Below are 23,083 nucleotides of genomic sequence, written 5' to 3'. Positions count from 1 at the left end.
GGGCTGGGTTGGCTGGGTCACGTAGTAGGAGGACTGGTGGAGGTACGGGAGCCCGTGAGTTGTTCGACGAGCAGCCCTCGGGTCCGGGTGATGGCTGCTGCCAGCTCTCGGTGGGCGGTAGACCGCTCCCGCAGGAGCACCAGCGACTCGACGATCTCCTGCTGCACGTCGAAGGGCGGCAGCAGGACTTTCTGGCTCTCCAGTACGGCCTTGGTGATGAACGGGGCGGCGGTGGCGGCCGCGCGGTCCCTGACCCAGTCGATGGCCTCCGGACGACTCAGAACAGCGAGCAGATAGCCGGGGAGGACCTGGGCATCCTCTTGGCAGCGGAGCCTGATCACGTTCGAGCTCATGAGCCATCCCGCCTGGTCCCTCCGTACCAGGGCCGGCGGCCCCATGGCACCTGCGCGGACGCAAACGATGTCGCCCGCCTTGAGCTGGTAGCGCCCCAACCGGTCGGCGAGTTCGGACGAGACGCGCTCGTCGCCGCTGTCACTCACCTCCCCGTCCCGCAGGTGCCTGGGAAAGACGACCGGCACCTCTCCATGCGGAATCCGGTCCTTCGGTGCCAGCAGTGCGTGAGACGGGCCGGCCTGAATGTCACACAAATCTGCGAGGACGGCTTCGCGGCGGGGCGCCTGACACACCCGGTCGGTCTCGAGCACGGCCCGCAGGTCGGCGGTGCGCTCGTCCAGGTACCTGCAGCGCTCCGCCAGCCATGAAACCTCGGCCCAGACTTCCGCTTCCGCAATGCCGGACGTCCCGCTGTCCGGAACCGGCGACCCACCGATGTGATCGATCGGATTGAGCGAGTAGCCGATACGGCGCAAGGACTCCCTGTCGACGCGTGCGCCGGGCACGGTCACCGCAGAGGGGTCGTGCGGTCGGGCGGGGGCGTCTCCCGGACGAAAAGCCAGATAAGAGTCGATGACGGAGCTGACGTCGTCGTACGCGAGCACACGCCGCCCGCCGCTCTGCACGGTGCCCAACTCGCGTGCGTCCAGGAACAGGACGTGATCGCCGGCATCGGCGGGGTGCCGCAGCAACCACACGCACACCGGCACCGAAGTGCCCGAGAAAAGTCTGTCGGGCAGCGCGACAACGCACTCCACCACGCCTTGTTCCACCAGCTCACAGCGAATCGCCCGCTCCGCCGCGTTCCCCGAGTTGCCCGCCTTGTTCGGCATCACAAGTGCGGCGCGTCCGCCCTTGGCCAGGACGGACAGGGCGTACTGCGGGTACGCCAGGTTGTCGTTACCCAGCGGAGGGGCGCCGTAGGGCCAGTGCCCGGTGCGCGTGGTCTCTTTCAGTGTGTCCTTCATATTGAAGGGCGGGTTGGTGAGAACCAGGTCGACCGGCCCCTGAAGCCACGGCTGCTCCCACGGCCGCCCGCCGGTCTTCAACCGGAGGGCGGGTCTGACTCCGCGCAGCGCCAGATTCATACTCGCCAGCGGCAAGGTGGTCCGCTTCGGCGTCTGCCCCAGCAGCCTGGGCAGCGGCGCATCCGTGAAACCCGGCCCCCCACGTCGCGCCCGCATCGCCATGTCGGCTACTGCGCCGATGAGTTCCCCACCGCGGAAGTACGGGTCGTACACACTGCCGGGGGCCGCCCCCCTGGCGGCCCGCCCCAACCCCGCCATCAGGTACGCCACGGGAAGCGGGGTGAAGAACTCCCGGCTCCCCAGCTGTGCCTTCTCCTCGTAACCCTCGATGATCAGCTGGAAGGCGTGCGGACCGAGCGAGCCCACCAGCCGGACAACCTCCACGAGGTCCCCGAATCGTCTGGGTTCCAGGCGAGCCAGGGCATCCCTCGTCTCCGGAAGAGATCCCACGTCCCGCAACGCCGCATCCGCCTCCGAGCCGATGAGCCTGAGCAGTGCGCTGCTGGACCGCGGCCCGTTGCCGGACGTGGAGTACGCCTTCACCCGTTGCCAGCCCTCGGGCCTCATCATCCGCAAGAAATACAGGGCAGCCAGCAGGTTCACATAGCCGATGGGCATGTCCGCGCCTCCGACCCTTTCGGCCGGGAGACCCACGAGCGTGCGGACGGTCTCAACATCACCCGGAGACGGCTTCTCCCGTGGACCAAGCGCGGGCCGGGCGTCGTACGCCGTCGGACTCCCCTGGGCCACGGAACTGGACGGTCTGCGCTGCCGCGCCCGATCTCCGTAGGTGCTGTGCTCGTCCTCTCCCTGCGCCCGGTGGTGTGAGGGCACTCGCCTTCTGTCGAGCCAGCTCAAGATCTCCGACTCGTGGAAGTAGTCCTGGCCGGCGGTACGCCGGGGGGTGGGGAAATCCGCCGCGCGCCGCTCCCAGGTGGTGACAGCCGCTCGCGTCACCTCTGCCATGGCCGCGATCTGCGTACGTGTGATCAGGCGATCGCCGCCAGGCACGCCGGGGTTGTTCTCCATCTCGCACCGCCACCCTTCTCAAGTGGTCCGGACGTCTGCTCGTTGGGCATGACTCTAGAGCTACTGCCGCAGGAGCATCCACTGAGTACTGGCAGTACTCATATCCCTTTCACACTCGGCAGGCGGAACGAGAGATAAGAGTCTCCCCCCCATACGGGCACTGCAATCGCCGATCCTGCGCACGTCAACGATCTCGCCTGTGGCCCGAGGGGCGCAATGGCCTTAACACTCAACCGTCTCGTGACGCTCAAGGACAACCGATCGCGGGAGCTGGGCGTGGGAGCACCGAAGCCCGGCCGCGATCACCATTCAGCAGGAGCGACATCTTTGTATATACTTAATGACACTCCATATATCTGCGGAGGTGCATCAATGACTCGCACCGTAATAGACCTCGACGATCAGCTGGTCGCCGACGTGGCCAAGGCCCTCGGCACCAGCACCAAGAAGGAGACGGTGAACACTGCCCTGCGCGAGGTGCTGGAGAACCGGCGGCGGGCTCTGGCCCTCACCCGCCTGCGGGCGGCGGCGGCCGAGGGCGCCTTCGATCTCGATCTCCTTGAGGACAAGGGGAACTACCGTCGGTGAACGCCGCTCAGTTCCTGATCGACACCAGCGCACTCGCCCGGCTGCTGCGCAGCGACGCCGAGCAATACGGCTGGGACCAGGCGACGGCAGCCGGGCTCATCGCCACGTGCCCCATCACCGAGCTCGAGTTCTTCTACAGCGCGCGTTCCGCCGCCGACCGTGCCCAAGGCATCGAGGACCTACGTCTGCTCTTCGGCTGGGTGCCGGTCGACGACCGCGCCTACGACCGCGCCTGGCAGGTCCAGGACATCCTCACCCAGCGCGGACAGCACCGCAGTGCCGGAGCCGTCGACCTCGTGGTGGCGGCCACGGCCGAGTTGCAGGGACTGACCCTCCTCCACCGCGACCGGGACTTCGAATGCATCGCCGCCGTCACAGGCCAGGCGCTCCAGTGGTACGGGCCAGAACCCGGCAAATGAACCCAGGGGCATGGGCGTTCGGCTGTTCCGTGCACAGTGGCACAGCAGAGCCAGCCGAGGTGCCATGCCCAACCTGGCAGAGGAAGACTCTCGCAGGCCCCGCGCGTCAGCTCGCCGCGTCCCCGTGCCCACGGCGTACCAAAGGGAGCGGGCAACTACGGTGAACAGCGGTGCCATCAGGCCGCCGCACCTCCAGCCGCACCACGAATCTGGGCAGGTCAGAGGGTACGAGGCAGTCGCTCCACTCTGAACCCCCGGGTCCTCGACCCGGGGGTTGTCTGTTGTCCGGACCGGCAAGGGACTCCACCGTTCGCGCACTGGCGACGGGGCGGTCGGTGGGCTGTCGTCTCAGCCGAGTGGGTTCGTCGTGTCGCGCAGGGTGGCCAGAGCCGGGGCGTACATGCGGGACTTGATGGTGCCGACGGTGTCGCCGGCCTTGTTCACCTGTGCCTGGGCGATCTCGATCGCGGTGGAGCGCACGGCGTCCTCGGCGACGGCCTGGTCGACGATGCCGGCGGCCGCGGCGTCGGTGCCGCCGTAGCGGCGGGCGGTGAGCATGGCCTCGTGCGCGGTCTGCGGGGCCAGCCGGGACTGGATGAGGGCGGCCATGCCGGGGGTGAAGGGGATGTTGATGTCCGCTTCGGGCAGGCACCAGTAGCCGCGGTCGGCGCGCATCACGCGGAAGTCGTGGGCGAGGGAGAACATGGCGCCGGCGGCGAAGGTGTGCCCCTGCAGCGCGGCCACGGTGACGAGTGGTAGCGACAGCACCCGCGCGAACAGCTCGTGGACGGCGACGACGTACTCCTGGTGCTGGTCGGCGTGGGCGAACAGCCAGTCCAGGTCGAGCCCGTTGGAGTAGAACTTGCCGGTGGCCGCGGTGACCAGGGCGCGGGGGCCCTCCGCCTTCTCCACCTCGTCGAGCGCGGCACCGACGGCGGCGAGCCAGTCGGGGTGGAACCGGTTCTCGCCGTCTCCGAGGTCGAGGACGAAGACGTTGTCGTGACGGTCGAGCGAGGGCATGGCGACTCCTTCGAGGTGCTGGTGCGTGGTGAAGCGGCTGGGCGGCTACGGCCGGGGACGGACCGGATTCGGCACCACACCGGGACGGTCACGGGGATCCCGCCCACCACCCTCCCGACGACGAACGGTGCCGACCGACATCGGTGAGCTACCCGTCGGTAACTTATGAGGTGTGCCAGAGAAGATGCAAGAGGGCCGACGCCTGGGAACGGGGGGCAGGCCGAAGAGATCAGGGGCGATATGCCCCTCGGGCCAAGGGCCCGAGGGGCATATCGGGCTCCGTTCCGAACCCGGTCGACGGGTAGCCAGTACGGGGACGGCCATGTGTGGACGGCGCGTGCGGACGACAAGCCTGACCACCTGAGCCAGAATTCTTGGAGGAGCAGGTTTTCGCACCAGCCCTCGTGAGGGGTCCCTCGTGCTCGACGTGCCGTTCTGGCTGTGGTCGGTGTTCGCCGTCACCGTGGTTGTGTCGCTGGCCGTGGACCTGCTGGCGCACCGGGAGGCGCATGTCATCCGGTTCAAGGAGGCCGCCGCCTGGAGTGCGGTCTGGATCGGCCTCGCCCTGGTCTTCGGCGCGGTCGTCTTCCTGGTCCTGGGCACGTCGCCGGGGGTGGAGTACACCACCGCGTGGCTCCTGGAGAAGAGCCTGTCGGTCGACAACCTGTTCGTCTTCGCGTTGATCTTCGCCTACTTCAGAGTGCCGCGCGCCTACCAGCACCGTGTGCTGTTCTTCGGCGTGATGGGCGCTCTGGTGTTCCGGGGCCTGTTCCTGGCCGCCGGAGTGGCCGTGGTCAGCCGGTTCACCGCGGTGCTCTTCGTCTTCGCGGCCATCCTCTTCTACAGCACCTACAAGATCCTCAAGGGCGAGGAAGAGAGCTTCGACCCGGGCAGGAGCATCGCGGTGCGACTGCTGCGCAAGGTGGTGCCCGTCCGGGACGAGTACGCCGGGATGAAGTTCTTCGTGAAGGAAGCGGGCAAACGGGTCGCCACCCCGCTGCTCGCCGTCGTCGCGGCGATCGAGGCGGCCGACCTCGTCTTCGCCGTGGACAGCGTGCCCGCCGTCCTGGCGGTCAGCGACGACGCCTTCATCGTCTACACCAGCAACGCGTTCGCCATCCTCGGCCTGCGGGCCCTGTACTTCCTGCTCGCCGGGCTGCTGGACCGGTTCCACTACCTCAGCAAGGGCCTCGCGCTGATCCTCGCCTTCATCGGCGTGAAACTGATCCTCCAGGCGTCCCACAAACTCTTCAGCAGCAGCATCCCGGAGATCCCGTCGCCCGTCAGCCTCGCCGTCATCGTCACGGTCCTGGCCGCGTCGGTCGTCCTGAGCATCCGACGCCCCGGCCCGGCCGACGCAGCCCCCCACGCGGACAGACGCCCGGATGACGGCTGATCCATGTCCGGACACTCCTGGCAGGACCGTGGGCCGGGCCCGCGCGGTGTGCGCCGACTGCCCCGATGCCGTGCGAGCAGGGCAGTGACGGAGCACCATCGACGGGAAGGCAGCCTCTGGAGGGTCTGTGCGCGACGCGGTGGATGACGACGTGGGGCCGTGGCCGGTGGGCGAGCCGGGTTTCTGGCGGCAGGTCGTCGAGCAGCTGGGCACGCCGGTGCTGGTGCTGGACACGGCCGGACGCGTGATCGCCGCGAACCCGGCGGCCGAGCGGCTGCTGGGCCGCACCACCGCGGCGATGCGGGGCGCCGACGCACACGATCTGCTGCACCGGGACGCGGACGGCAACAAAGTGCCGCGGGACCGGTGCCCACTGCTTCAGGCGCTGGCCGAGGGGAAGGGGGCGCGAGGGGAGGGTGGCACGTATCTGCGGGGTGACGGTCGCCTGCTGGCTGTCACCTGGTCCGCGTCCCCCTTGACGGCGGACGGCTCCGTGAAGGGCATGGCACTGCTGTTCACGGACGCCACGGGGGACCGCCGCGTCCACCGGGAGCGCACGGCCCGCACGCGCGCCCTGGAGGACCTCAACGAGCGGCTGTCCCTGGTCGCGGAGATCACGGACGTCCTGGGACAGACCCTGGAGACCGACGAGGCGCTGGCCCGCCTGGTGCGCCTGCTCGTGCCACGTCTCGCCGACTGGGCGGCGGTGGACCTGCGGACCGGTTCCGGCGAGGTCCACCGGGTGGCGGTGACCGGTCCGCAGGGACGGGACGCCGGATTCCAGGGCCGGCGCGCACCCGCCCCGGGGGAGGCAGGTGAGGGGGCGGACTCGCCCCTGAGCCGGGCGCTGACCGGGGGTGAATCCGTACTCCAGGAGCGGGTGGCCGCCCTCACTCCGGCCGCCGGAGATCCTCCTGTGGCGGCTCTCCTCAGTGGCTTCCTGGCGGCGGTGGGCGCGAACTCCGCCGTCACGGTGCCACTCGGCGCCCGGGACCGGATCACCGGGGCGCTGACGGTGGTGCGCACCGACCCGGCGCATCCCTTCGACGAAGGCGACCTGGCCGCGGTGAGTGACGTCGGCCGCCGGGTCGGCGTGGTCGTCGACAACACCCGCCGCTACGGCCGTCAGCGCGCCGTCGCCGAGGCCATGCAGCGCAACCTGCTCGCCCCGCTGCCCCGGCCCGGCCACCTCCGGCTGGCCGCCCGCTACCAGCCCGCCCCGGCGGGTTCGCAGGTCGGCGGGGACTGGTACGACGCCTTCATGCTGAAGGACGGCGCGCTCGCCCTCGTCATCGGTGACGTCGTGGGCCACGACCTGACCGCGGCGGCCGGCATGGCCCAACTGCACGGCATCCTGCGTTCACTGGCCTGGGACCACACGGGACCGCCCGGCGCCGTCGTCGACCGCCTCGATGCCGCCATACCGGTCATCACCACCGTCCCGCTGGCCACCTTGATCCTCGCCCGCGTCGAGGGCGACCCGGACACGGGACCCTGGACGCTCCGCTGGACCAGCGCAGGGCACCCGCCTCCGCTGCTCCTCTCCCCGGACGGCACCGCGTGCTATCTGGAAGCCGGCCAGGGACTGCTCCTTGGCACCGGCCCCGTCGGCGGCGCGGGCCGACCGGACGCCACGCATCCCCTGGAGCCCGGCTCCACCCTGCTGCTGTACACGGACGGGCTCGTCGAAACGCCGGGCAGCGACCTCGACACGGGCCTGGAGGAGCTGCGTCGGCGCGCCCTCGCGCTCGTCCACGAACCGCTGGACAGGCTGTGCGAAGAGGTGCTCGCCCACCTGCCGCCCGGCGGCACCGACGACGTGGCCCTGCTCGCCCTGCGCGTACCGCCGCCATGAGACGTGGGGGGCGTCGGTCCGGGCGGGTGCCGCGGCGGCGCCCACCGCTCCCACGGCACCGATGACCGGCTGTCACGCCGCCTTTACGCACCGGGGAGTAGGCTGACGAGACCGAGGGCATCAGGCACGCCGGTGGCGGACCGGCTCCACCCCGGTGTCCACCGGCGTTCGTCACGCGGGAGGGTCTCCCCCTCCACCCCGCTTACGCCCGCCGACTCCCCTCTCGCGAACTCGCGGCGGTCGTCGGCGCCTTCTTCCGGCAAGAGCGGCCGGACCCGACCTCCAGCACCCGGATCCCACCGGCCACGTCCGGCGCTGCCCGACAGGGCACGCGGACCGTCGGCCGCCCGCCCTGCCGAACCGGCGGGCAACCCACCTCGTCAGAGAGAACCCACGTGATCATCACAGTCCCCACCACACCGTCCTCCCTGCCCCTGCCCCTGCCCCTCGTCCGCCTGCGTCTCGCGCCGCACGGCGCGCTGCCGCGCCGGATCGACGGAGTGTGGTGGCCGCACTCCCGCGACCTTCTGACACAGCTCCCGAAGATGCTCGCCGCGCTGCCGAACGCGTGGGGCGACATCACCGGCGTCACCGTGGACGCCGCGGCCTGGTCGGCGGCACCGGGGCGCATGTTCGTCGCCACCCAGGTCGTACGTCTGCACAAGGCTCCCGCGTCGCCGCACGCCCCGGACCGGGTCGTCCTGCTCTCCCCCGGGCTCGGCCGTTGGGACCTGCAGGTGATCCCGCCGGATACGACGGAGGAAGCGGCCGCTCTCCTCACGGCCGCCGCCCTGGACGACGAACGGCCCGGCGCCGACGGAGAAGCCCTGTCCCCGTCCCCGACGGCGGCGGCAGGTCCGCACGGCCGTGTGGGACCCGCCGGGCGGGGAACCCGCGCCCCTCGGTGGTAGGAGCCGCCGCAGACACCTCCGGGTACGCGCCCGCTCCCGGCGCCCAACTCGCCCAGCGGCCAACCCGATTCATCCGCCCGCTTCTCAGAGAGACGTCCTCATGACCATGGCCACCGCCTCCGCCACACGTTCCGACACCCCCGGCAGCGACTTCGCCCGACTGTCGAAGAAGATCGCGGATGCCGGACTGCTGGGGCGCCGCCCCGGCTACTACACGTTACGGATCAGCGCGGTGACAGGGCTCTACGTCGCCGCATGGGCCGCGTTCGTCCTCGTCGGCGCCTCCTGGTGGACACTGGCGATCGCCGCGTTCCTGGCCGTGATGTACGGACAAGTCGCCCTGGTCGCCCATGACATGGCCCACCGGCAGGTGTTCCGCCGCCGACGGGCCAGCGAGCTGTCCGGACGGATCGCCGGCGCGTCGATCGGCATGAGTTACGGCTGGTGGCAGGACAAGCACACCCGTCACCACGCCAACCCCAACACCGAGGACCTCGACCCTGACATCGGCCCCGACCTGCTCGTCTGGTCCCCGGACCAGGCCCGCGCCGCCACCGGACTGCCCCGCCTGCTCGGCCGCTGGCAGGCGTTCCTCTTCTTTCCCCTGCTCACACTGGAGGGCTTCAACCTGCACGTGGCGAGCGGCAGGGCCGTGGCCAACCGTCGGCTCAAACGCCGGGCGGTCGACGGCGCTCTGCTCCTGGGGCACTGCGCCGTCTACCTGACCGCCCTGTTCTGGGTCCTGCCGCCCGGCATGGCGATCGCCTTCCTCGCCGTCCACCAGTGCCTGTTCGGCGTCTACCTGGGTTCGGCCTTCGCACCCAACCACAAGGGGATGCCGATCCTGTCGGCCGACGACCGCCCCGACTTCCTCCGACGCCAGGTGCTCACCTCACGCAACGTCAACGGCGGCCGGTTCACCGACCTGGCCCTCGGCGGCCTGAACCACCAGATCGAGCACCACCTGTTCCCGAGCATGCCCAGCCCCAACCTGCGCAAGGCCCGCGCCATCGTCCGTCGGTACTGCCGGGACCTGGGCGTGGACTACGCGGAAACGGGCCTGATCGCCTCCTACCGGCTGGCGCTCACCAGCCTCCACGCCGCCGGCGCCCCGCTCCGACGGCCCCGCGTCCGCGCCTAGCGCGCCGATACGCCGTGGGTACGGCGCCGGGGGCGCAGCCTTCCGCGTCCGCCGCCTCCACGGCCCCGGCGTTCGCCGGCGTCGATCGCGGCGGAGGCCCGTCGGCGTACGGCCGGCCCGTCATCGGTCTTCCGGTCGGGCGCGACGACACCGCCGCGGCCGTAGTGGAAGGCGGTGCTTCTGTCCCCGTGCTGAGAGTTCAGCCGGTGGATGAGGAACGCGCCTGCCGCGATCACCGCCAGCAGCACGATCACCGTCACGAGAATGTCCACGGTCCTCACACCCTTTCCGGCGGGTCCGCCGGCGCGGCGACGGCGACTCGAAGCCACGGGGAAGTGACGGGAGCACCGGCTCCATGTCCTCCTTCGGACTCCCACGCCGCTTCCCTGGTGCGGTCGCCCTCGGCGGTCACCGTCAGACGCGCGGCATCCGCCAGCAGGCTGCTCGCGGTCGCCGTCCGCCGCGGGTCGCTCGCGGCGGCCATCAGCCAGGCGGCCGCGGCCGGAGGCGTCTGCGGGGGAACGACCAGCAGGTTCCAGCGACCCGCGTGGTAGGAGAGCAGCAGCAACTCGTGCTCGTCCTGCTCGAAGCGGAACCAGCCCACCTTCACCACATGCCCGGCGACAGGCACCTTGCGCGGGACGACCGGCCACTGGGCGGGGTTCACCGTGACCCGGGTGATCCGTCCCCACAGCGGATCGAGAACGGACGTCAGGGCCGGCAGTTCGGCGGCGAGATCACGCGAGCGCGGCCACCAGGCGCCGTCCAGCAGGAGCGGTGCCGAACCGTCGGGAACGAGCGACAGACGCACGGGAGACGTGGGACGCCGGTCTTCAGACGTCGTCGAAGGAGAGACGGTCGCAGTCATGACGCGAACCCTGCCCCGGGCGGGCCTGGGCCGGCCGACCCGGCGTATTCGATCACCGAAAACGGCACAGACGCGAGATGTCCGTGCGCGGAGTGTCCCCGGTTTGTCCAGCGTACTCTTCGCGGCGCCCGAACAGGCCGTATGCCGGGGCAGTCCTGCCGATGAGGCCGATGCCTCTTGTCGGGGCTGTCGGGGCTGTCGGGCTCGTCGAGGAGTAGCCTGAGGGCGTCGAGGGCTTTCGTGCACCGGCGCCGCCGGTCCCGTCCTCGGTCACCCACCACCGGGCGCTCCGTCGGTCGACGCAGGCCCGCAGTCAGGTTTTTGCTCATGACCTTGAACACCACTCAGCTCCGTCCGCACGCGGCACCGTACCGACCGCGTGCCGCGCGCCTCGTCCTCGGATCCACCAGCCGTTTCGGCCGTCCGGACGGCGCCTGGTGGCCATGGACCCGCGACCTGGCACGGGAACTCGGCGAACTGGCCGACGTGATCGACCCGCTGTGGGGCCGCCTCACCCACGTGGCCGTCAATCCACGCCACTGGCAGCCCATTCCGCACGGCGTGGTCGTCGTCAACGGTCACGAGGTGGCGGTCGACCGTTTCGCCGAGGTGCTCAACCCGCACAGGATCCTGCTGCAGTCCTACACCGCGGGCCGTTGGGATCTCCTCGTGGTGCCGCCCCCGACGAGCGCGTCGTCAGCGGCCCGGCTCATGGCGGCCGTGGCGTAGAGCAGCCTGCGGGGCACGCCCCGGGCCCACACGCTCCGCGCCGGTGTCGATGAGGATCTGTTCCGCCGACGTCCGACTGCCGGGGCACACGGCCGCGGCCATGGCCGCGCGCGCCGCGTCAGGCACCGTGTGCGGCGGAACCACCAGCAGCGAGAAGAGATCATTGCCGCCCCGGGTGATGAGGACGGTGTCGTCTCCGATCGGGAAGGAGTCGATGTGGACGACACGGCCGTCGATCGTCAGCCGCGTCGGCAGTTCGTCCCAGGCGTCGGTGTCCAGGCCGACGCGGGTGATCGGCCCGAGGTACTCGGACAGCGCGGAGACCAGGCCGGGCAGTTCACCGGCGATGTCGCGGGAGCGGGGCCACCATGCCCCGTCGAGCGCGCCCTTGCGGTCATGGGTCGTCTCCAGCCGCACCACGGCGGTCCCGGGTCGTGAAACGGCCTGATGCACGGCGTCGGGCAGGAGCCTGGTCACCCGCGGGGGGTCGGGGTCGGACATCGCACTCGCCTGCCTACCGGGGACGGCACACCGAAAGCCTGGTGGTTTCACGGTACTCCTCGGCCGACGACGGCCGGGCCTGAGCAAGTCGCGGTGAGCCACCCGGAATGCCGACCGCGGCCTCACAGCCGGGATCTCAGCACGTCGACCTCGCAGCCCGGCGCGAACGGGTCGAAGCCGTGCTCGGTCAGCCAGCGAACCGCCAGCAGGCTGCGCAACGACCACCACGCGTGCAGCACTTCGAGGTCGATGTCGGTGCCGTAGCCGGCGAGGACGTCGTCGAGGTGCTCCTCGTGTCCGAGCGTGAAGGTGGCGAGGTCGTACAGGGCGTCTCCCCGGCCCGCCTCGGACCAGTCGATGATGCCGGTGACCTCGTCGCCGTCGACGAAGACGTGCGCGATCTGCAGGTCGCCGTGCGTGAACGCCGGTGTCCACGAGCGCAGCGCGGCCTCGGCGACCCGGCGGTTGCGGGTGACCAGGTCCGCGGGCAGGAGGCCGTCCGTCACGAGCGCCTCGCACTCGTCGTCGAGTTCCGCCGCCAGCGCGCCGATGCTCCGGCCGGCCCGACCCGGCCAGGACGGCAGCGGCGCGTCGTGCAGCTTCCGGATGGCGGCGCCCGCCGCGGCCCACGCCGCCGGCGACCCGGTGGAGGGACCGCCGAGGCGCCCGAGCGTGGTCCCCGGGAGTGCGGCGATCGCGAGGACGGGCGGTTTGCGCCACAGGACCTGCGGGGTCGGGACCGGCGCGAGGGACATCGCCTCGACCTCGGCGTCGACGCGCGCCTGATCGGCGTCCACCTTCAGGAACACGTCGCCGACGCGCAGGGTCGCGCGCTCGGAATGGGCGACGACGACTTCGACCTCATCCACGGGCGACCAGTATTCCGGGGGTGATCGCCGATGTCGCCGGGTTTCTCACGAGGGAAGCGGAGAGGTCCGGGACCCGCCGATCTGCAGGGTGGCCGGGGCCGCGCAGCAGCCGCCGCCCTCGTCGCCCTGCGCGGTGCCGGGCTCGTCGAACAGGCCGGCGCCGCCGCAGACGCCGGTCTCCGGCAGGGTCAGCTCCACGCGTTCGGCCGCCTCGTGGTCTCCGGCCAGGGCGGCGGTGATGGAGCGGACCTGCTCGTATCCGGTCATGGCGAGGAAGGTGGGGGCGCGGCCGTAGGACTTCATGCCGACCAGGTAGACGTCCTGCTCCGGGTGGGACAGCTCCTGCACGCCGTGCGGGTAGACGGTGCCGCAGGAGTGGACGTTCGGGTCGATCAGCGGTGCCAGCGCGGTCGGGGCCTGGAGGCGTTCGTCGAGGCGGAGGCGGAGTTCGGAGAGGAAGGAGAGGTCGGGGCGGAAGCCGGTCAGGACGATGACCTCGTCGACCGCGTCCAGGCGGCGGCCGTCCTCGGCGACCAGGACCAGCCGGTCGCCGTCGCGCTCGACGGCCTCCGTACGGAACCCGGTGACGGCGCTCGCGTGCCCCTTCTCCACCGCTGCCTTGGCCCGCAGGCCGAGTGCGCCGCGGGCCGGGAGCTGATCGGCCTCGCCGCCGCCGTACGTGGCGTCGCCGATGCCCCGGCGCAGGATCCAGACCGCGTGCGTGTCCGCCTCCTCCCCGGCCAGGTCGGCGAGGAGGGCGAGGGCGGTGAAGGCGGAGGCGCCGGAGCCGACGACCGCCGTGCGCCTGCCCGCGTAGCGGGCTCGGACGGCCGGGTGCGTCAGGTCGGGGACGCGGTAGGTGATGTGGTCGGAGGCGGACTTCTCGCCGAGGGCGGGGAGGCCGCCCGCGCCCATCGGGCCGGGTACGGACCAGGTGCCGGAGGCGTCGATGACGGCGCGGGCGGTGATCCGCTCCTCGCCGCCGTCCGCCGTCTCGACGTGCACGGTGAAGGGCTGCTCCTGGCGGCCGGAGTCGACGATCCGGTCACGGCCGGCGCGGGCCACGCCGGTGACGGTGGCTCCGTAGCGGACCTTGTCGCCGAGGACGTCGGCGAGCGGCTGGAGGTACTGGTCGGCCCAGTCGCCGCCGGTCGGGTACGTCGTCCCGTCGGGGCGCGTCCAGCCGGTCGGGGCGAGCAACTTCTCGGCGGTGGGGTCGGTGACCTCGGCCCAGGGGGAGAACAGGCGGACGTGCGCCCACTCCCGTACCGCCGTGGCGGCCGATGCGCCGGCCTCCAGCACCAGCGGCTCGATGCCGCGCTCCACGAGGTGCGCGGCGGCGGCCAGGCCTACCGGGCCCGCTCCGACGACCACGACGGGCAGGTTCTGCTTCTCCATGGCGGTGCTTCCTTCGGTTCGCTGCTTCGATGCCTGTCAATGTCTCGCACCGCCAGCATGGCACCTGCTTCGACAAACATCAAGATAGACACTCGTCGAAGTCGGGCCTGGTTCGACGTGTGTCAACATAGACGTATGTCGAACGTCAAGGCGCTGCCGCTTCTGGAGACCGAGGCACCCGAGGCCGCGGTGCCGTGCTGTCCGCCGCTGAGCGAGCGCCCCTTCACCGCCGAGGAGGCCGAGCGGACGGCGCGCATGTTCAAGGCGCTCGGGGACCCGGTGCGGCTGCGGCTGTTCTCGGCCGTCGCCTCCCACGAGGGCGGCGAGGCGTGCGTGTGCGACATCTCCGACGTCGGCGTCTCCCAGCCGACCGTCTCCCACCACCTGAAGAAGCTCAAGGAAGCCGGACTGCTGACCTCCGAGCGGCGCGGCACCTGGGTCTACTACCGGGTCGAGCCGTCGGTGCTGGCCGCGATGGGGCAACTGCTGGCCGTACGGTAGCCCCGCACGCGGATCACCTCGCGGCGTCGCGAACCTCACGGCGCATCAGTGGTCCCTGCCCTCGGTGGCCGGAGCGGACGGGGTGAACTTCTTGCGCCAGGCCAGGGACACGTAGACGAGGCCGATCAGGACGGGAACCTCGATGAGCGGTCCCACGACGCCGGAGAGGGCCTGGCCGGAGGTGACGCCGAAGGTGGCGATGGCGACGGCGATGGCCAGCTCGAAGTTGTTGCCCGCGGCGGTGAAGGCGAGGGTGGCCGTGCGGTCGTAGGCGAGGCCGATGGCCTTGCCCAGCAGGAAGGTTCCGGCCCACATGACGGCGAAGTACGCCAGCAGCGGCAGCGCGATGCGTACGACGTCGAGGGGCTGGGAGGTGATGGTCTTCCCCTGGAGGGCGAAGAGGATGACGATCGTGAAGAGCAGGCCGTACAGCGCCCAGGGGCCGATCTTCGGCAGGATCCTCTGCTCGTAGGCCTCGCGGCCCATCTTCTGCTCGCCGACGCGGCGGGTGAGGAATCCGGCGAGGAGCGGGATGCCGAGGAAGATGACGACGTTCAGGGCGATCTTCCACAGGGAGATGTCGAGGTGCTCGCCGTCACCCAGGCCGAGCCAGCCGGGCAGCAGGTCGAGGTAGAACCAGCCGAGCAGACCGAACGCCAGTACCTGGAAGACCGAGTTCAGCGCGACCAGGACGGCCGCCGCCTCGCGGTCGCCGCAGGCCAGGTCGTTCCAGATGATGACCATGGCGATGCAGCGGGCCAGGCCGACGATGATCAGGCCGGTGCGGTACTCGGGCAGGTCGGGGAGGAAGATCCAGGCCAGCGCGAACATCACGGCCGGGCCGATCAGCCAGTTGACGACCAGCGAGGAGACCATCAGCTTCTTGTCACCGGTGACGGCGTCGAGCTGGTCGTAGCGGACCTTGGCGAGCACCGGATACATCATGATCAGCAGGCCCAGGGCGATCGGCAGGGAGATGCCACCGACCTCCAGGTGCGCGAGGGCGTCGTCCATCCCCGGGACGGCTCGCCCCAGTCCGAGCCCGACGGCCATGGCGATGAGGATCCAGACGGCGAGGAAGCGGTCGAGCGTCGACAGCTTCGCGACGACGGAGGGCTCCTCGGTGGTCGTCGCGGGCGCTTCGGTGCGGGTCACGGACAGGCCCTCTTGTTCTCGGCGGCGGTGCGGGCGGACTCGGCCAGGTCGGCGAACTGGCCGGCGAGCGAGGCGATGACGTCCGGGCGGAGCCTGTAGTACGTGTAGCGGCCGCACGGCTCGGTCTCGACGACACCGGCCTCGCGCAGCACTCTCAGGTGGTTGGAGAGGTTGGTCTGCCGGGCACCGGTCTCCTCCACGAGGTGGGTGGTGCACAGCGTCTCTTGGGCGAGCAGGGTCACGATCCGCAGCCTGAGCGGGTCCGCCAGAACCCGGATCAGGTCAGTGTCGACTGACGTCATCATGTACTGATACTTTCACATCAGTGATGGCTGACACCACCGGGCGCTGATGTGATGGGTGCCTGATGCCGCCGTGAGACGAGAGAGACCTCCTGATGCCCGACAAGCCCTCCGTGCTGTTCGTCTGTGTCCACAACGCCGGCCGCTCACAGATGGCCGCCGCCTGGCTGACCCACCTGGCCGGGGACCGCGTCGAGGTCCGTTCCGCCGGTTCGAACCCGGGTGAGCACGTCAACCCGGCCGCCGTCGAGGCGATGCGCGAGGTCGGCGTCGACATCTCCGCCGAGGTGCCGAAGATGCTGACCGTGGACGCGGTCAAGGAGTCCGACGTCTGCGTCACCATGGGCTGCGGCGACACCTGCCCGGTCTTCCCCGGCAAGCGGTACCTGGACTGGCAGCTGGAGGACCCGGCCGGCCAGGGCGTCGAGGCCGTCCGCCCGATCCGCGACGAGATCAAGGTGCTGGTGGAGGGCCTGATCGAGCAGATCGCACCGAAGCCGCGGCCCTGACCACGGCGACCGGACATCCGTCGGTTCTCTGCGGGCGCACAGAGGATGACGCGAGCCCATCCGCGCCCAGGCCGGTAGCGCGCCGGGTCCGGCGTCTCCGTCTCCTATGTGACGTGCCGCGATGCGCCCGTCTCCGGATCATCGTGCGGCAAGGGCGGACAGCGGCCTCGCCCCGAACGGCACCGACTGGACGCGCGGGGAAGAGGTGTACCTCAGCGGCGGCAGGCAGGGCGGAGTCGACCTGCCGTGCGCCTCCGGTCCCCGGACGGCCGCCTCGACCTGACGTCGTGTGTCCTTCACTCCGCCGGGCCGACGTCGACGGCGTCAGCGCCGAAGGCGGCGACGAGCGCCTGCGCGATCAGAGCGGGGAGTTCGGTGCGTCCGTCGTCCTCGGCCCAGCGCACCAGTGCCGTGTGCAGGGCGGCCAGACAGGCCCCGGCCGCCGCCCGGGCGCGGAACGCCTCGTCGGGATCGGTGGCTTCGTCCCCCAGGGCGTCGACGATCGCCTGCTGAAGGACGTAGTGGTTGTCCAGGTGCCTGGCTCGCAGGGCAGGCGTCGAGATCATGAGCCGGAGGCGGGCGAGCAGGAAGCGATCGCCCGCCGTCGGATCGTCCGGGCGTCCTTCGCCGGTCAACGTCGTTGCCGCGTCGACGAGCGCACTGCCGATACGGCGGACCAGAGGCTGCGCGGCGGGCGCCGCGGCGATCCGCTCGGCGACGAGCGGGCCGTTCTGGTCGACGAGCACCAGGTCTTCCTTCGTGGGGAAGTGCCGGTACACGGTCATGGGCGACACGGAGGCGGCTTCGGCGATGTCGGCCACGGTTACGGCGTCGTATCCGCGCTCGGTGAACAGGCGTACCGCGACCGCCTGGATTGCGCGCTGCGTCTCCGCCCGCCGTTGTTCCCGCAGTGTTGAGTGCTGGCCCTTCATCTGGTAGACCCTACCTGACTGATAGTCACTACCATGTTGGTAGTGACTCACAAGAGTTCACGAAAGTGCGAGGTGGGGGCGTGAGGGATGTGGACGACCTGACGGGCAGGACGGCTTTGGTGACCGGTGCGTCGCGCGGCATAGGGCGGGCGATCGCGGTCCGGTTGGCGGCGAAGGGGGCCGCGGTCATCGTGCACTTCGGCGCGGACGAGGACGGTGCGGCGGCGACGGCCGACGAGATCGGGCGTGCCGGTGGGACCGCGCTCACCGTCCGGGCGGAACTGGGCGCGGCGGACGACGTCGACACGCTCTTCGCGGGAGTCGAGGCGGCCCTGGCCGGGCGGCCGCTCGACATCCTCGTCAACAACGCGGCGGCCCCGCCCGCCGGACCGATCGGGACCACGACGCGCGAGGAGTTCGACCACCTCTTCGCGGTCAACGTGCGAGCGCCGTACTTCATCGTCCAGCGCGCGCTGGACCTGCTCCCCGACGGCGGCCGCGTCATCACGGTCTCCTCCGCGGCGACCCGGATGGCCAACCCCTCCCAGACCTCCTTCGCCATGACGAAGGGAGCGGTCGAGACCATGAGCATGACGCTGGCCAACCAGCTCGGAGTACGCGGCATCACCGTGAACGCGGTCGCGCCCGGCGCCACGCGGACCGCGACCAACGCAGCGGCCTTCGCGGCACCGGGACTCGCGGAACTCATCACCGGCACGACGGCGCTCGACCGGCTGGGCGGGCCCGACGACGTCGCCGACGTGGTCGTGTTCCTCGCCTCCGACGCGGCGCGCTGGATCACCGGGCAGGTCGTCGATGCGAGTGGTGGCCTGTTTCTCGGGCCGCGTGTCTGACTGATCGACGAGGCCGCGGCACACGTGTCGGAAGAAGTCGCGCGCCGCTGTCGATCCGGGCGGGTGCCGTTCGACATCTTGGTGTACGGCGCATCGCCCGGAACCGGCACGATCTGATGAGGGAACGCATGGAACAGCTGCTGCGAGTGCAGAACTTCACCGTCTCGAGCGACGGTGTCGCCGCCGGTGAGGACCAGAGTCTGGAGCGGCCCTTCGGCCACGCCGTCGATCCGGGGCGGCTCATGGCCTGGGCCGTTGCCACCGCGAGCTGGCCCAACCGCACCGAGCCCGGGGGGAGCCGGGGACTCGACGACTACTTCACCCGGGACTTCAGCCACAACATCGGCGCCGAGATCATGGGCCGCAACAAGTTCGGGCCCCAGCGCGGCCCGTGGCAGGACCACGACTGGCGCGGCTGGTGGGGCGACGAGCCGCCGTTCCACACACCGGTGTTCGTCCTGACCCACCACACGCGTCCGTCGTTCACGCTCTCCGACACCACGTTCCACTTCGTGGACGGCGACCCCGCCTCCGTGCTCGCGCGGGCGCGGGAGGCCGCACAGGGCAAGGACGTCCGGCTCGGCGGCGGCGTGTCCACCGTCCGGGAGTTCCTCGACGCCGACCTCGTCGACACCCTGCACGTGGTCGTCTCGCCGGTGAGGATGGGTTCCGGGCTGCGGCTGTGGGACTCGCCCGACGAGCTGCGGGACCGGTTCCACCTGGAGGTCGTGCCCAGCCCGAGCGGCGTGACGCACCATCTCTTCTGGCGCAGGTGAGGGCGAATGAGGGAAGGAGCCGGGCCGCCCGCCGCCCGTCGAGTTGTCCGCGGACTCCCCCGGAATTGTCCGTGATCCGTAACGGAGGGATCCCGCGGGCGGTTTCTCCCGTCCTGCCATGTGGTCCCCGACGTGCTCGGGGACCGGCGGCGAGGAACTACGCGAAGGCGGGGCGGCGGACATGGCGCGGCACGGTGGTGGACGGGGCTGGTACGGCAAGGTCGTCGGGGCGGCGCTCGGTGTGACGATGCTCGCCGTCGGCGCCTCGGTGTGGACCGCGCAGGCCGACTCCGTCGGGGGCGGCCCGGCGTCCGAGGCGTCCGCGTCGGCCGCGCCGGGCGGCGCCGCCGAGTCCGTCGACGTCAGCATCGCGCACGCCTCGGACGCCGGGCCGCGCGGCGTGAACATCACCATCGACGACGGTCCCGACCCGGCGTGGACGCCCCAGGTGCTGGACCTGCTGGACGAGTACGGGGTGAAGGCCACCTTCTGCATGACGGGCGTTCAGGCCGAGGCCCACCCGGACCTCGTGAAGGACGTCGTCGCCGCCGGGCACCGGCTGTGCGACCACTCGGTGTCGCACGACACCGGCATGGACAAGAAGTCCGAGGCCTACCAGTCCAAGGAGATCCTGGACGCCGAGCGCATGATCATCAAGGCGTCCGGGGGCGTCCGGCCGATGTACTACCGGGCCCCCGGCGGGGCGTTCACCCCCTACAGCCGCAAGCTCGCCGCCTCCCACGGCATGCGTCCACTGGGCTGGAACGTGGACACCAAGGACTTCGAGCGGCCCGGCACCAACGCCATCGTCGCCACCGTCCAGCGGGAGCTGGCCAACGGCCCGACCATCCTCTTCCACGACGCCGGTGGCGACCGCACCCAGACCGTCGAGGCCCTGCGGCAGGTCCTGCCCTGGCTGAAGGAGCAGGGGTACGCGTTCGGGTTCCCGGTGCGCTGAGCGGCGGCCGCCGCCGCTCAGCGCACCGGTGCCGGCGCGGGGGCGCCGGCGGTGACCGGACGGCGCCGGGTCGGGAGGCCGAGGGTCGGGTTGGCGACGCCCCAGGCCGCGGACTTGCAGACGACCTCCTTGTAGAGGGCGGCGAGCCGTCCGGTCAGGGCCGCGCGCACGGCGCGGTCGTCGGCGGTGACGTACTGGATCAGGCCCTGGCCACGGCCCAGCGAGACGCACTGGTTGAAGTAGCGCGGCGTCATGCTCGGCAGCTTTCCGCCGGTCAGCCGGGCCGCGATGGCGTCGGCGGCCTGCCAGGCGGTGGGGACGCCCGAGGCGCAGGACATCCGCAGCGGCTTGCCGCCGGGGCCCGCCGCGAGCGCCGCGTCGCCGACCGCGTACACGTCCGGGTGGGACACCGAGCGCATGGTCGCGTCGACCACGATCCGGCCGGTGTCGGTGACCTCCAGCGTGCTGGCCCGCGCCAGGGGGTGGACGGCGAATCCGGTGGTCCACACCGTCACGTCGGCCGGTACGGAGGTGCCGTCGGCGGTGACGACGTGGTCCGCGGCCACGGCCGTGACGGCGGCGTTCTCATACACCGTGACGCCGAGGGCGGTGAACACCTTCCGCAGGTGGCGGCGGCCCCTGGGGGAAAGCCAGTCGCCGAGTTCGCCGCGCGCCGTGAGCGACACGTCCAGGTCCGGGCGGGCCTCGGCGATCTCGGACGCGGCCTCCAGGCCGGTGAGCCCGCCGCCGACCACGACCACGGACCGCCCGGCCTCCAGCCCCGCCAGGCGTTCGCGCAGCCGGAGCGCGCCCGGACGGCCGGCGATCTCGTGGGCGTGCTCCACGGCACCGGGGACGTCCTGCGGGTTCCAGGCACTGCCGAGGGCGTAGACGAGGGTGTCGTACGCCAGTTCACCGGCGCCGTCCGGACCGGTGACGGAGACGGTCTTGCGGTCGGCGTCCACGCCGGTGACCCGCGCGATCCGCACGTCGACCCCGGTGCGCGCGAACATCTCGTCGAGGGGCCGGGCCCTGAGGTCCTGGCCGACGGCGAGCTGGTGCATCCGGACCCGTTCGACGAAGTGGGGTTCGGCGTTGACGAGGGTGATGGCCGCGTCCTGGCGGCGCAGTCGCCGGGCAAGGCGACCGGCGGCGACGGCTCCGGCGTACCCGGCGCCCAGGACGACGATGCGGTGCCGCGGGGTGTGCTGCATGACGTGCTCCCTTGTCTCCGGCCGCTGAGGGTCTCTCCAGCGGGACTCGCCCCTTGAACCGGGCGGCCCGCCGATTCCTGACAGGGAGCGGGAGTGACGCGCGCCACAGTGACGCGCGCCGCGTCGCGGTCAGAAGACCTGGAGCAGGGGTTCCCCGTGGTCGGTGGCCGCCCACCGGCGGGTGGCGCGTTCGAGCTTGTCGGGGTTGACCTGGTTGCGGAAGCCCGCGAGGCCCTCGGGCGTGACCTCCAGGCACATGATCCCGATGACCCGGCCGTGCACGACGGCCACGACGGCGGGGTCGCCGCCCGCGGTGCCGGCGTAGATCTCGGCGGGGCCGCCGGTCAGGGCGCGCTTGGCCTTGCCGGGCTTGAACAGGCCCCGCAGGAAGGTCGCCACGGCGCGGGCGCCCTCGAACGCCTTGGCGCGGGCCGGGACCTGTCCGCCGCCGTCGCCGATCGACACGGCGTCCTCGGTGAGCAGCCGGACCAGCGGTTCGGTCCGGCCGCTGGTGGCCGCCGCGAGGAACTCGTCGACGATGCGCCGGGCCGCGGCCTCGTCGACCTCGGTGCGGGCCGTGCCCCGCGCGACGTGCTTCCTGGCCCGGTGCAGGGTCTGCTGGCTGGCGTCCTCGGTGATGTCGAGGATCGCGGCGATCTCCCGATGGGCGTAGCCGAACGCCTCACGCAGGACGTACACCGCCCGCTCGCGCGGTGAGAGCCGCTCCAGCAGGGCGAGGACCGCCAGGGAGACCGACTCGCGCTGCTCGGCGGTCTCCGCGGGGCCGAGCATCGGGTCGCCGGCCAGGAGCGGCTCGGGCAGCCACTGGCCCACGTAGGTCTCCCGCCGGGCGCGGGCCGAGGTGAGCTGGTTGAGGCAGAGGTTGGTGAGGACCTTGGTCAGCCAGGCCTCGGGGACCTCGACGCGTCCGACGTCGGCCGCCTGCCAGCGCAGGAAGGTCTCCTGCACGGCGTCCTCCGCCTCGCTCGCGGAGCCGAGGAGGCGGTAGGCGATGGCCTCCAGACGGGGCCTGGAGGCCTCGAACCGTTCCACGTCGCGCACGGTCAGGACCATGGCCCGGATTGTAACCGTGCCTCAGTTCCCGGCCGCCGGGGCCACCAGGTCCCTGAGCGCGATGTTCAGTTCCAGGACGTTCACCCGCGGTTCGCCGATGAAGCCGAGGGTGCGGGAGGTGGTGTGCTCGTCGACGAGCCGCTGGACGCGCTCGGCGGGCAGGCCGTTCTTCTCGGCGACCCGGTGCACCTGGAGGTCGGCGTACCGCGGGGAGATGTCCGGGTCCAGTCCCGATCCGGAGGAGGTGACGGCGTCCGCGGGCACGTCCTTCGGCCGGACGGGGTGGCCGGGCACGGAGTTGTCCTTCACCACGGCGGCCTTGGCCTCCTTCACCCACTGGAGGAGTTCCGCGTTGTCGGCGGAGCGGTTGGTGGCCCCGGACAGGATGAGGTCGTACTGGGTGTTGACGCTGTTGGTGCCGAGGCCGTTGGCCGGGCGGCCCTGGAACCACTTCAGGTCCGGCTCGGGGGTCTCCTGGCCGTCCTTCAGGGGCAGGTTGTACTGCTGGCCGATCAGGGACGAGCCGACGACCTTGCCGTCCGCCTTGACCTCGGAGCCGTTCGCCTTTGCGGGGAACAGCCCCTGGGCGACGCCGGTGACGACGAGCGGGTAGACGATGCCGGTGACCACGGTCAGGACGAGCAGGGCGCGCAGGCCCGCCGCGAGCAGCCGGGCGCCGTTGGTCAGCGAAGTGTTCATGTC

The 23,083-nt window shown here is 71.2% G+C and carries 25 protein-coding genes; 12 read left to right on the top strand and 13 right to left on the bottom strand.

The window, feature by feature from the left end:
• Window positions 1-17 precede the first annotated feature (17 nt).
• A complete protein-coding gene (locus ACGH52_RS20375; RefSeq protein WP_399941264.1) occupies window positions 18-2,411 on the bottom strand; it encodes an N-6 DNA methylase in 2,394 nt (797 codons plus the stop codon).
• 372 nt (window positions 2,412-2,783) lie between these two features.
• Between ACGH52_RS20375 and ACGH52_RS20370 the strand changes: the two genes are divergently transcribed.
• Both ACGH52_RS20370 and ACGH52_RS20365 read left to right on the top strand, forming a co-directional pair.
• Entirely contained in the window at window positions 2,784-2,999 is a 216-nt protein-coding gene (locus tag ACGH52_RS20370; RefSeq protein WP_046249112.1) for a type II toxin-antitoxin system VapB family antitoxin, read from the top strand.
• The gene (locus ACGH52_RS20365; protein ID WP_059299441.1) at window positions 2,996-3,418 is read left to right on the top strand and encodes a PIN domain nuclease; all 423 of its coding nucleotides are present in this window, start codon (window positions 2,996-2,998) and stop codon (window positions 3,416-3,418) included. The genes ACGH52_RS20370 and ACGH52_RS20365 overlap by 4 nt, the downstream gene beginning before the upstream one ends.
• A 348-nt stretch (window positions 3,419-3,766) precedes the next feature.
• Here the strand turns inward: ACGH52_RS20365 and ACGH52_RS20360 are convergent, their stop codons facing one another.
• On the bottom strand, window positions 3,767-4,438 hold the full coding sequence (locus tag ACGH52_RS20360) for an enoyl-CoA hydratase-related protein (protein ID WP_399941259.1): 672 nt from the start codon (window positions 4,436-4,438) through the stop codon (window positions 3,767-3,769).
• A 418-nt stretch (window positions 4,439-4,856) separates the two neighbouring features.
• On the opposite strand from ACGH52_RS20360, the gene ACGH52_RS20355 reads away from it, so the two are divergent.
• The 4 genes from ACGH52_RS20355 (at window position 4,857) to ACGH52_RS20340 (ending at window position 9,741) form a co-directional block, all read left to right on the top strand.
• Window positions 4,857-5,834 carry a TerC family protein gene (locus ACGH52_RS20355; protein WP_210974330.1) on the top strand — a complete coding sequence of 326 codons (978 nt, stop codon included), beginning with the start codon at window positions 4,857-4,859 and terminating at the stop codon, window positions 5,832-5,834.
• A 127-nt stretch (window positions 5,835-5,961) separates the two neighbouring features.
• Window positions 5,962-7,689 (top strand): SpoIIE family protein phosphatase, encoded by a 1,728-nt coding sequence (locus ACGH52_RS20350; RefSeq protein ID WP_399941255.1) that lies wholly within the window; start codon window positions 5,962-5,964, stop codon window positions 7,687-7,689.
• Window positions 7,690-8,084: 395 nt separating this feature from the next.
• The gene (locus tag ACGH52_RS20345) at window positions 8,085-8,600 is read left to right on the top strand and encodes a DUF5994 family protein (protein WP_399941252.1); all 516 of its coding nucleotides are present in this window, start codon (window positions 8,085-8,087) and stop codon (window positions 8,598-8,600) included.
• Between the two features lie 100 nt (window positions 8,601-8,700).
• Window positions 8,701-9,741: an acyl-CoA desaturase gene (locus tag ACGH52_RS20340; RefSeq protein ID WP_210974333.1), complete on the top strand. Its 1,041-nt coding sequence runs from the start codon at window positions 8,701-8,703 to the stop codon at window positions 9,739-9,741.
• On the opposite strand, the gene ACGH52_RS20335 is transcribed toward ACGH52_RS20340, so the two are convergent.
• Together ACGH52_RS20335 and ACGH52_RS20330 are read right to left on the bottom strand one after the other, a co-directional pair.
• Window positions 9,738-10,013 carry a hypothetical protein gene (locus ACGH52_RS20335; RefSeq protein ID WP_210974334.1) on the bottom strand — a complete coding sequence of 92 codons (276 nt, stop codon included), beginning with the start codon at window positions 10,011-10,013 and terminating at the stop codon, window positions 9,738-9,740. The genes ACGH52_RS20340 and ACGH52_RS20335 overlap by 4 nt on opposite strands.
• 5 nt (window positions 10,014-10,018) lie before the next feature.
• Window positions 10,019-10,609: a DUF5994 family protein gene (locus ACGH52_RS20330; protein ID WP_399941249.1), complete on the bottom strand. Its 591-nt coding sequence runs from the start codon at window positions 10,607-10,609 to the stop codon at window positions 10,019-10,021.
• A 327-nt stretch (window positions 10,610-10,936) separates the two neighbouring features.
• On the opposite strand from ACGH52_RS20330, the gene ACGH52_RS20325 reads away from it, so the two are divergent.
• On the top strand, window positions 10,937-11,338 hold the full coding sequence (locus tag ACGH52_RS20325; RefSeq protein WP_076975052.1) for a DUF5994 family protein: 402 nt from the start codon (window positions 10,937-10,939) through the stop codon (window positions 11,336-11,338).
• Here the strand turns inward: ACGH52_RS20325 and ACGH52_RS20320 are convergent.
• The 3 genes from ACGH52_RS20320 to ACGH52_RS20310 form a co-directional block, all read right to left on the bottom strand.
• Complete coding sequence (locus tag ACGH52_RS20320; protein WP_399941246.1) at window positions 11,306-11,839, bottom strand: DUF5994 family protein; 534 nt, start codon at window positions 11,837-11,839, stop codon at window positions 11,306-11,308. The genes ACGH52_RS20325 and ACGH52_RS20320 overlap by 33 nt on opposite strands.
• A gap of 122 nt (window positions 11,840-11,961) precedes the next feature.
• Window positions 11,962-12,708 carry a phosphotransferase family protein gene (locus ACGH52_RS20315; protein ID WP_399941243.1) on the bottom strand — a complete coding sequence of 249 codons (747 nt, stop codon included), beginning with the start codon at window positions 12,706-12,708 and terminating at the stop codon, window positions 11,962-11,964.
• Between the two features lie 45 nt (window positions 12,709-12,753).
• The gene (locus ACGH52_RS20310; RefSeq protein WP_399941240.1) at window positions 12,754-14,106 is read right to left on the bottom strand and encodes an NAD(P)-binding domain-containing protein; all 1,353 of its coding nucleotides are present in this window, start codon (window positions 14,104-14,106) and stop codon (window positions 12,754-12,756) included.
• Between the two features lie 135 nt (window positions 14,107-14,241).
• Here ACGH52_RS20310 and ACGH52_RS20305 point away from each other — a divergent pair, with 135 nt between their 5' ends.
• Entirely contained in the window at window positions 14,242-14,607 is a 366-nt protein-coding gene (locus ACGH52_RS20305) for a helix-turn-helix transcriptional regulator (RefSeq protein WP_059299430.1), read from the top strand.
• 45 nt (window positions 14,608-14,652) lie between these two features.
• Here ACGH52_RS20305 and arsB read toward each other — a convergent pair whose 3' ends face one another.
• Together arsB and ACGH52_RS20295 are read right to left on the bottom strand one after the other, a co-directional pair.
• A complete protein-coding gene (arsB, locus tag ACGH52_RS20300) occupies window positions 14,653-15,762 on the bottom strand; it encodes an ACR3 family arsenite efflux transporter (protein ID WP_399941236.1) in 1,110 nt (369 codons plus the stop codon).
• Entirely contained in the window at window positions 15,759-16,067 is a 309-nt protein-coding gene (locus ACGH52_RS20295; protein WP_059299428.1) for a helix-turn-helix transcriptional regulator, read from the bottom strand. Before ACGH52_RS20295 ends, arsB begins: the two co-directional genes overlap by 4 nt.
• Before the next feature lie 92 nt (window positions 16,068-16,159).
• On the opposite strand from ACGH52_RS20295, the gene ACGH52_RS20290 reads away from it, so the two are divergent.
• A complete protein-coding gene (locus ACGH52_RS20290; protein ID WP_210974338.1) occupies window positions 16,160-16,573 on the top strand; it encodes an arsenate reductase ArsC in 414 nt (137 codons plus the stop codon).
• A gap of 296 nt (window positions 16,574-16,869) precedes the next feature.
• Here ACGH52_RS20290 and ACGH52_RS20285 read toward each other — a convergent pair whose 3' ends face one another.
• Window positions 16,870-17,505: a TetR/AcrR family transcriptional regulator gene (locus ACGH52_RS20285; protein ID WP_210974339.1), complete on the bottom strand. Its 636-nt coding sequence runs from the start codon at window positions 17,503-17,505 to the stop codon at window positions 16,870-16,872.
• Window positions 17,506-17,594: 89 nt separating this feature from the next.
• Between ACGH52_RS20285 and ACGH52_RS20280 the strand changes: the two genes are divergently transcribed.
• From ACGH52_RS20280 to ACGH52_RS20270, 3 genes are all read left to right on the top strand, one after another.
• The gene (locus tag ACGH52_RS20280) at window positions 17,595-18,359 is read left to right on the top strand and encodes an SDR family NAD(P)-dependent oxidoreductase (protein ID WP_076975061.1); all 765 of its coding nucleotides are present in this window, start codon (window positions 17,595-17,597) and stop codon (window positions 18,357-18,359) included.
• Between the two features lie 128 nt (window positions 18,360-18,487).
• A complete protein-coding gene (locus tag ACGH52_RS20275; RefSeq protein ID WP_076975062.1) occupies window positions 18,488-19,135 on the top strand; it encodes a dihydrofolate reductase family protein in 648 nt (215 codons plus the stop codon).
• 181 nt (window positions 19,136-19,316) lie between these two features.
• Window positions 19,317-20,093 (top strand): polysaccharide deacetylase family protein, encoded by a 777-nt coding sequence (locus ACGH52_RS20270; protein WP_399946807.1) that lies wholly within the window; start codon window positions 19,317-19,319, stop codon window positions 20,091-20,093.
• A 17-nt stretch (window positions 20,094-20,110) separates the two neighbouring features.
• On the opposite strand, the gene ACGH52_RS20265 is transcribed toward ACGH52_RS20270, so the two are convergent.
• The 3 genes from ACGH52_RS20265 to ACGH52_RS20255 form a co-directional block, all read right to left on the bottom strand.
• Window positions 20,111-21,307 carry an NAD(P)/FAD-dependent oxidoreductase gene (locus ACGH52_RS20265; protein WP_210974340.1) on the bottom strand — a complete coding sequence of 399 codons (1,197 nt, stop codon included), beginning with the start codon at window positions 21,305-21,307 and terminating at the stop codon, window positions 20,111-20,113.
• A gap of 129 nt (window positions 21,308-21,436) precedes the next feature.
• Window positions 21,437-22,381 carry an RNA polymerase sigma factor SigJ gene (gene sigJ, locus ACGH52_RS20260; RefSeq protein WP_076975065.1) on the bottom strand — a complete coding sequence of 315 codons (945 nt, stop codon included), beginning with the start codon at window positions 22,379-22,381 and terminating at the stop codon, window positions 21,437-21,439.
• Window positions 22,382-22,402: 21 nt separating this feature from the next.
• Window positions 22,403-23,080, bottom strand: coding sequence for a potassium-transporting ATPase subunit C (locus ACGH52_RS20255; RefSeq protein WP_076975066.1), 678 nt, complete (start codon window positions 23,078-23,080; stop codon window positions 22,403-22,405).
• Window positions 23,081-23,083: the final 3 nt, after the last annotated feature.

Origin of the sequence: Streptomyces sp. BBFR25 (assembly GCF_044590125.1) — a bacterium.
Classification (GTDB): Bacteria; Actinomycetota; Actinomycetes; order Streptomycetales; family Streptomycetaceae; genus Streptomyces; species Streptomyces canus_D.
This window is presented reverse-complemented; position numbering and strand designations above follow the sequence as displayed.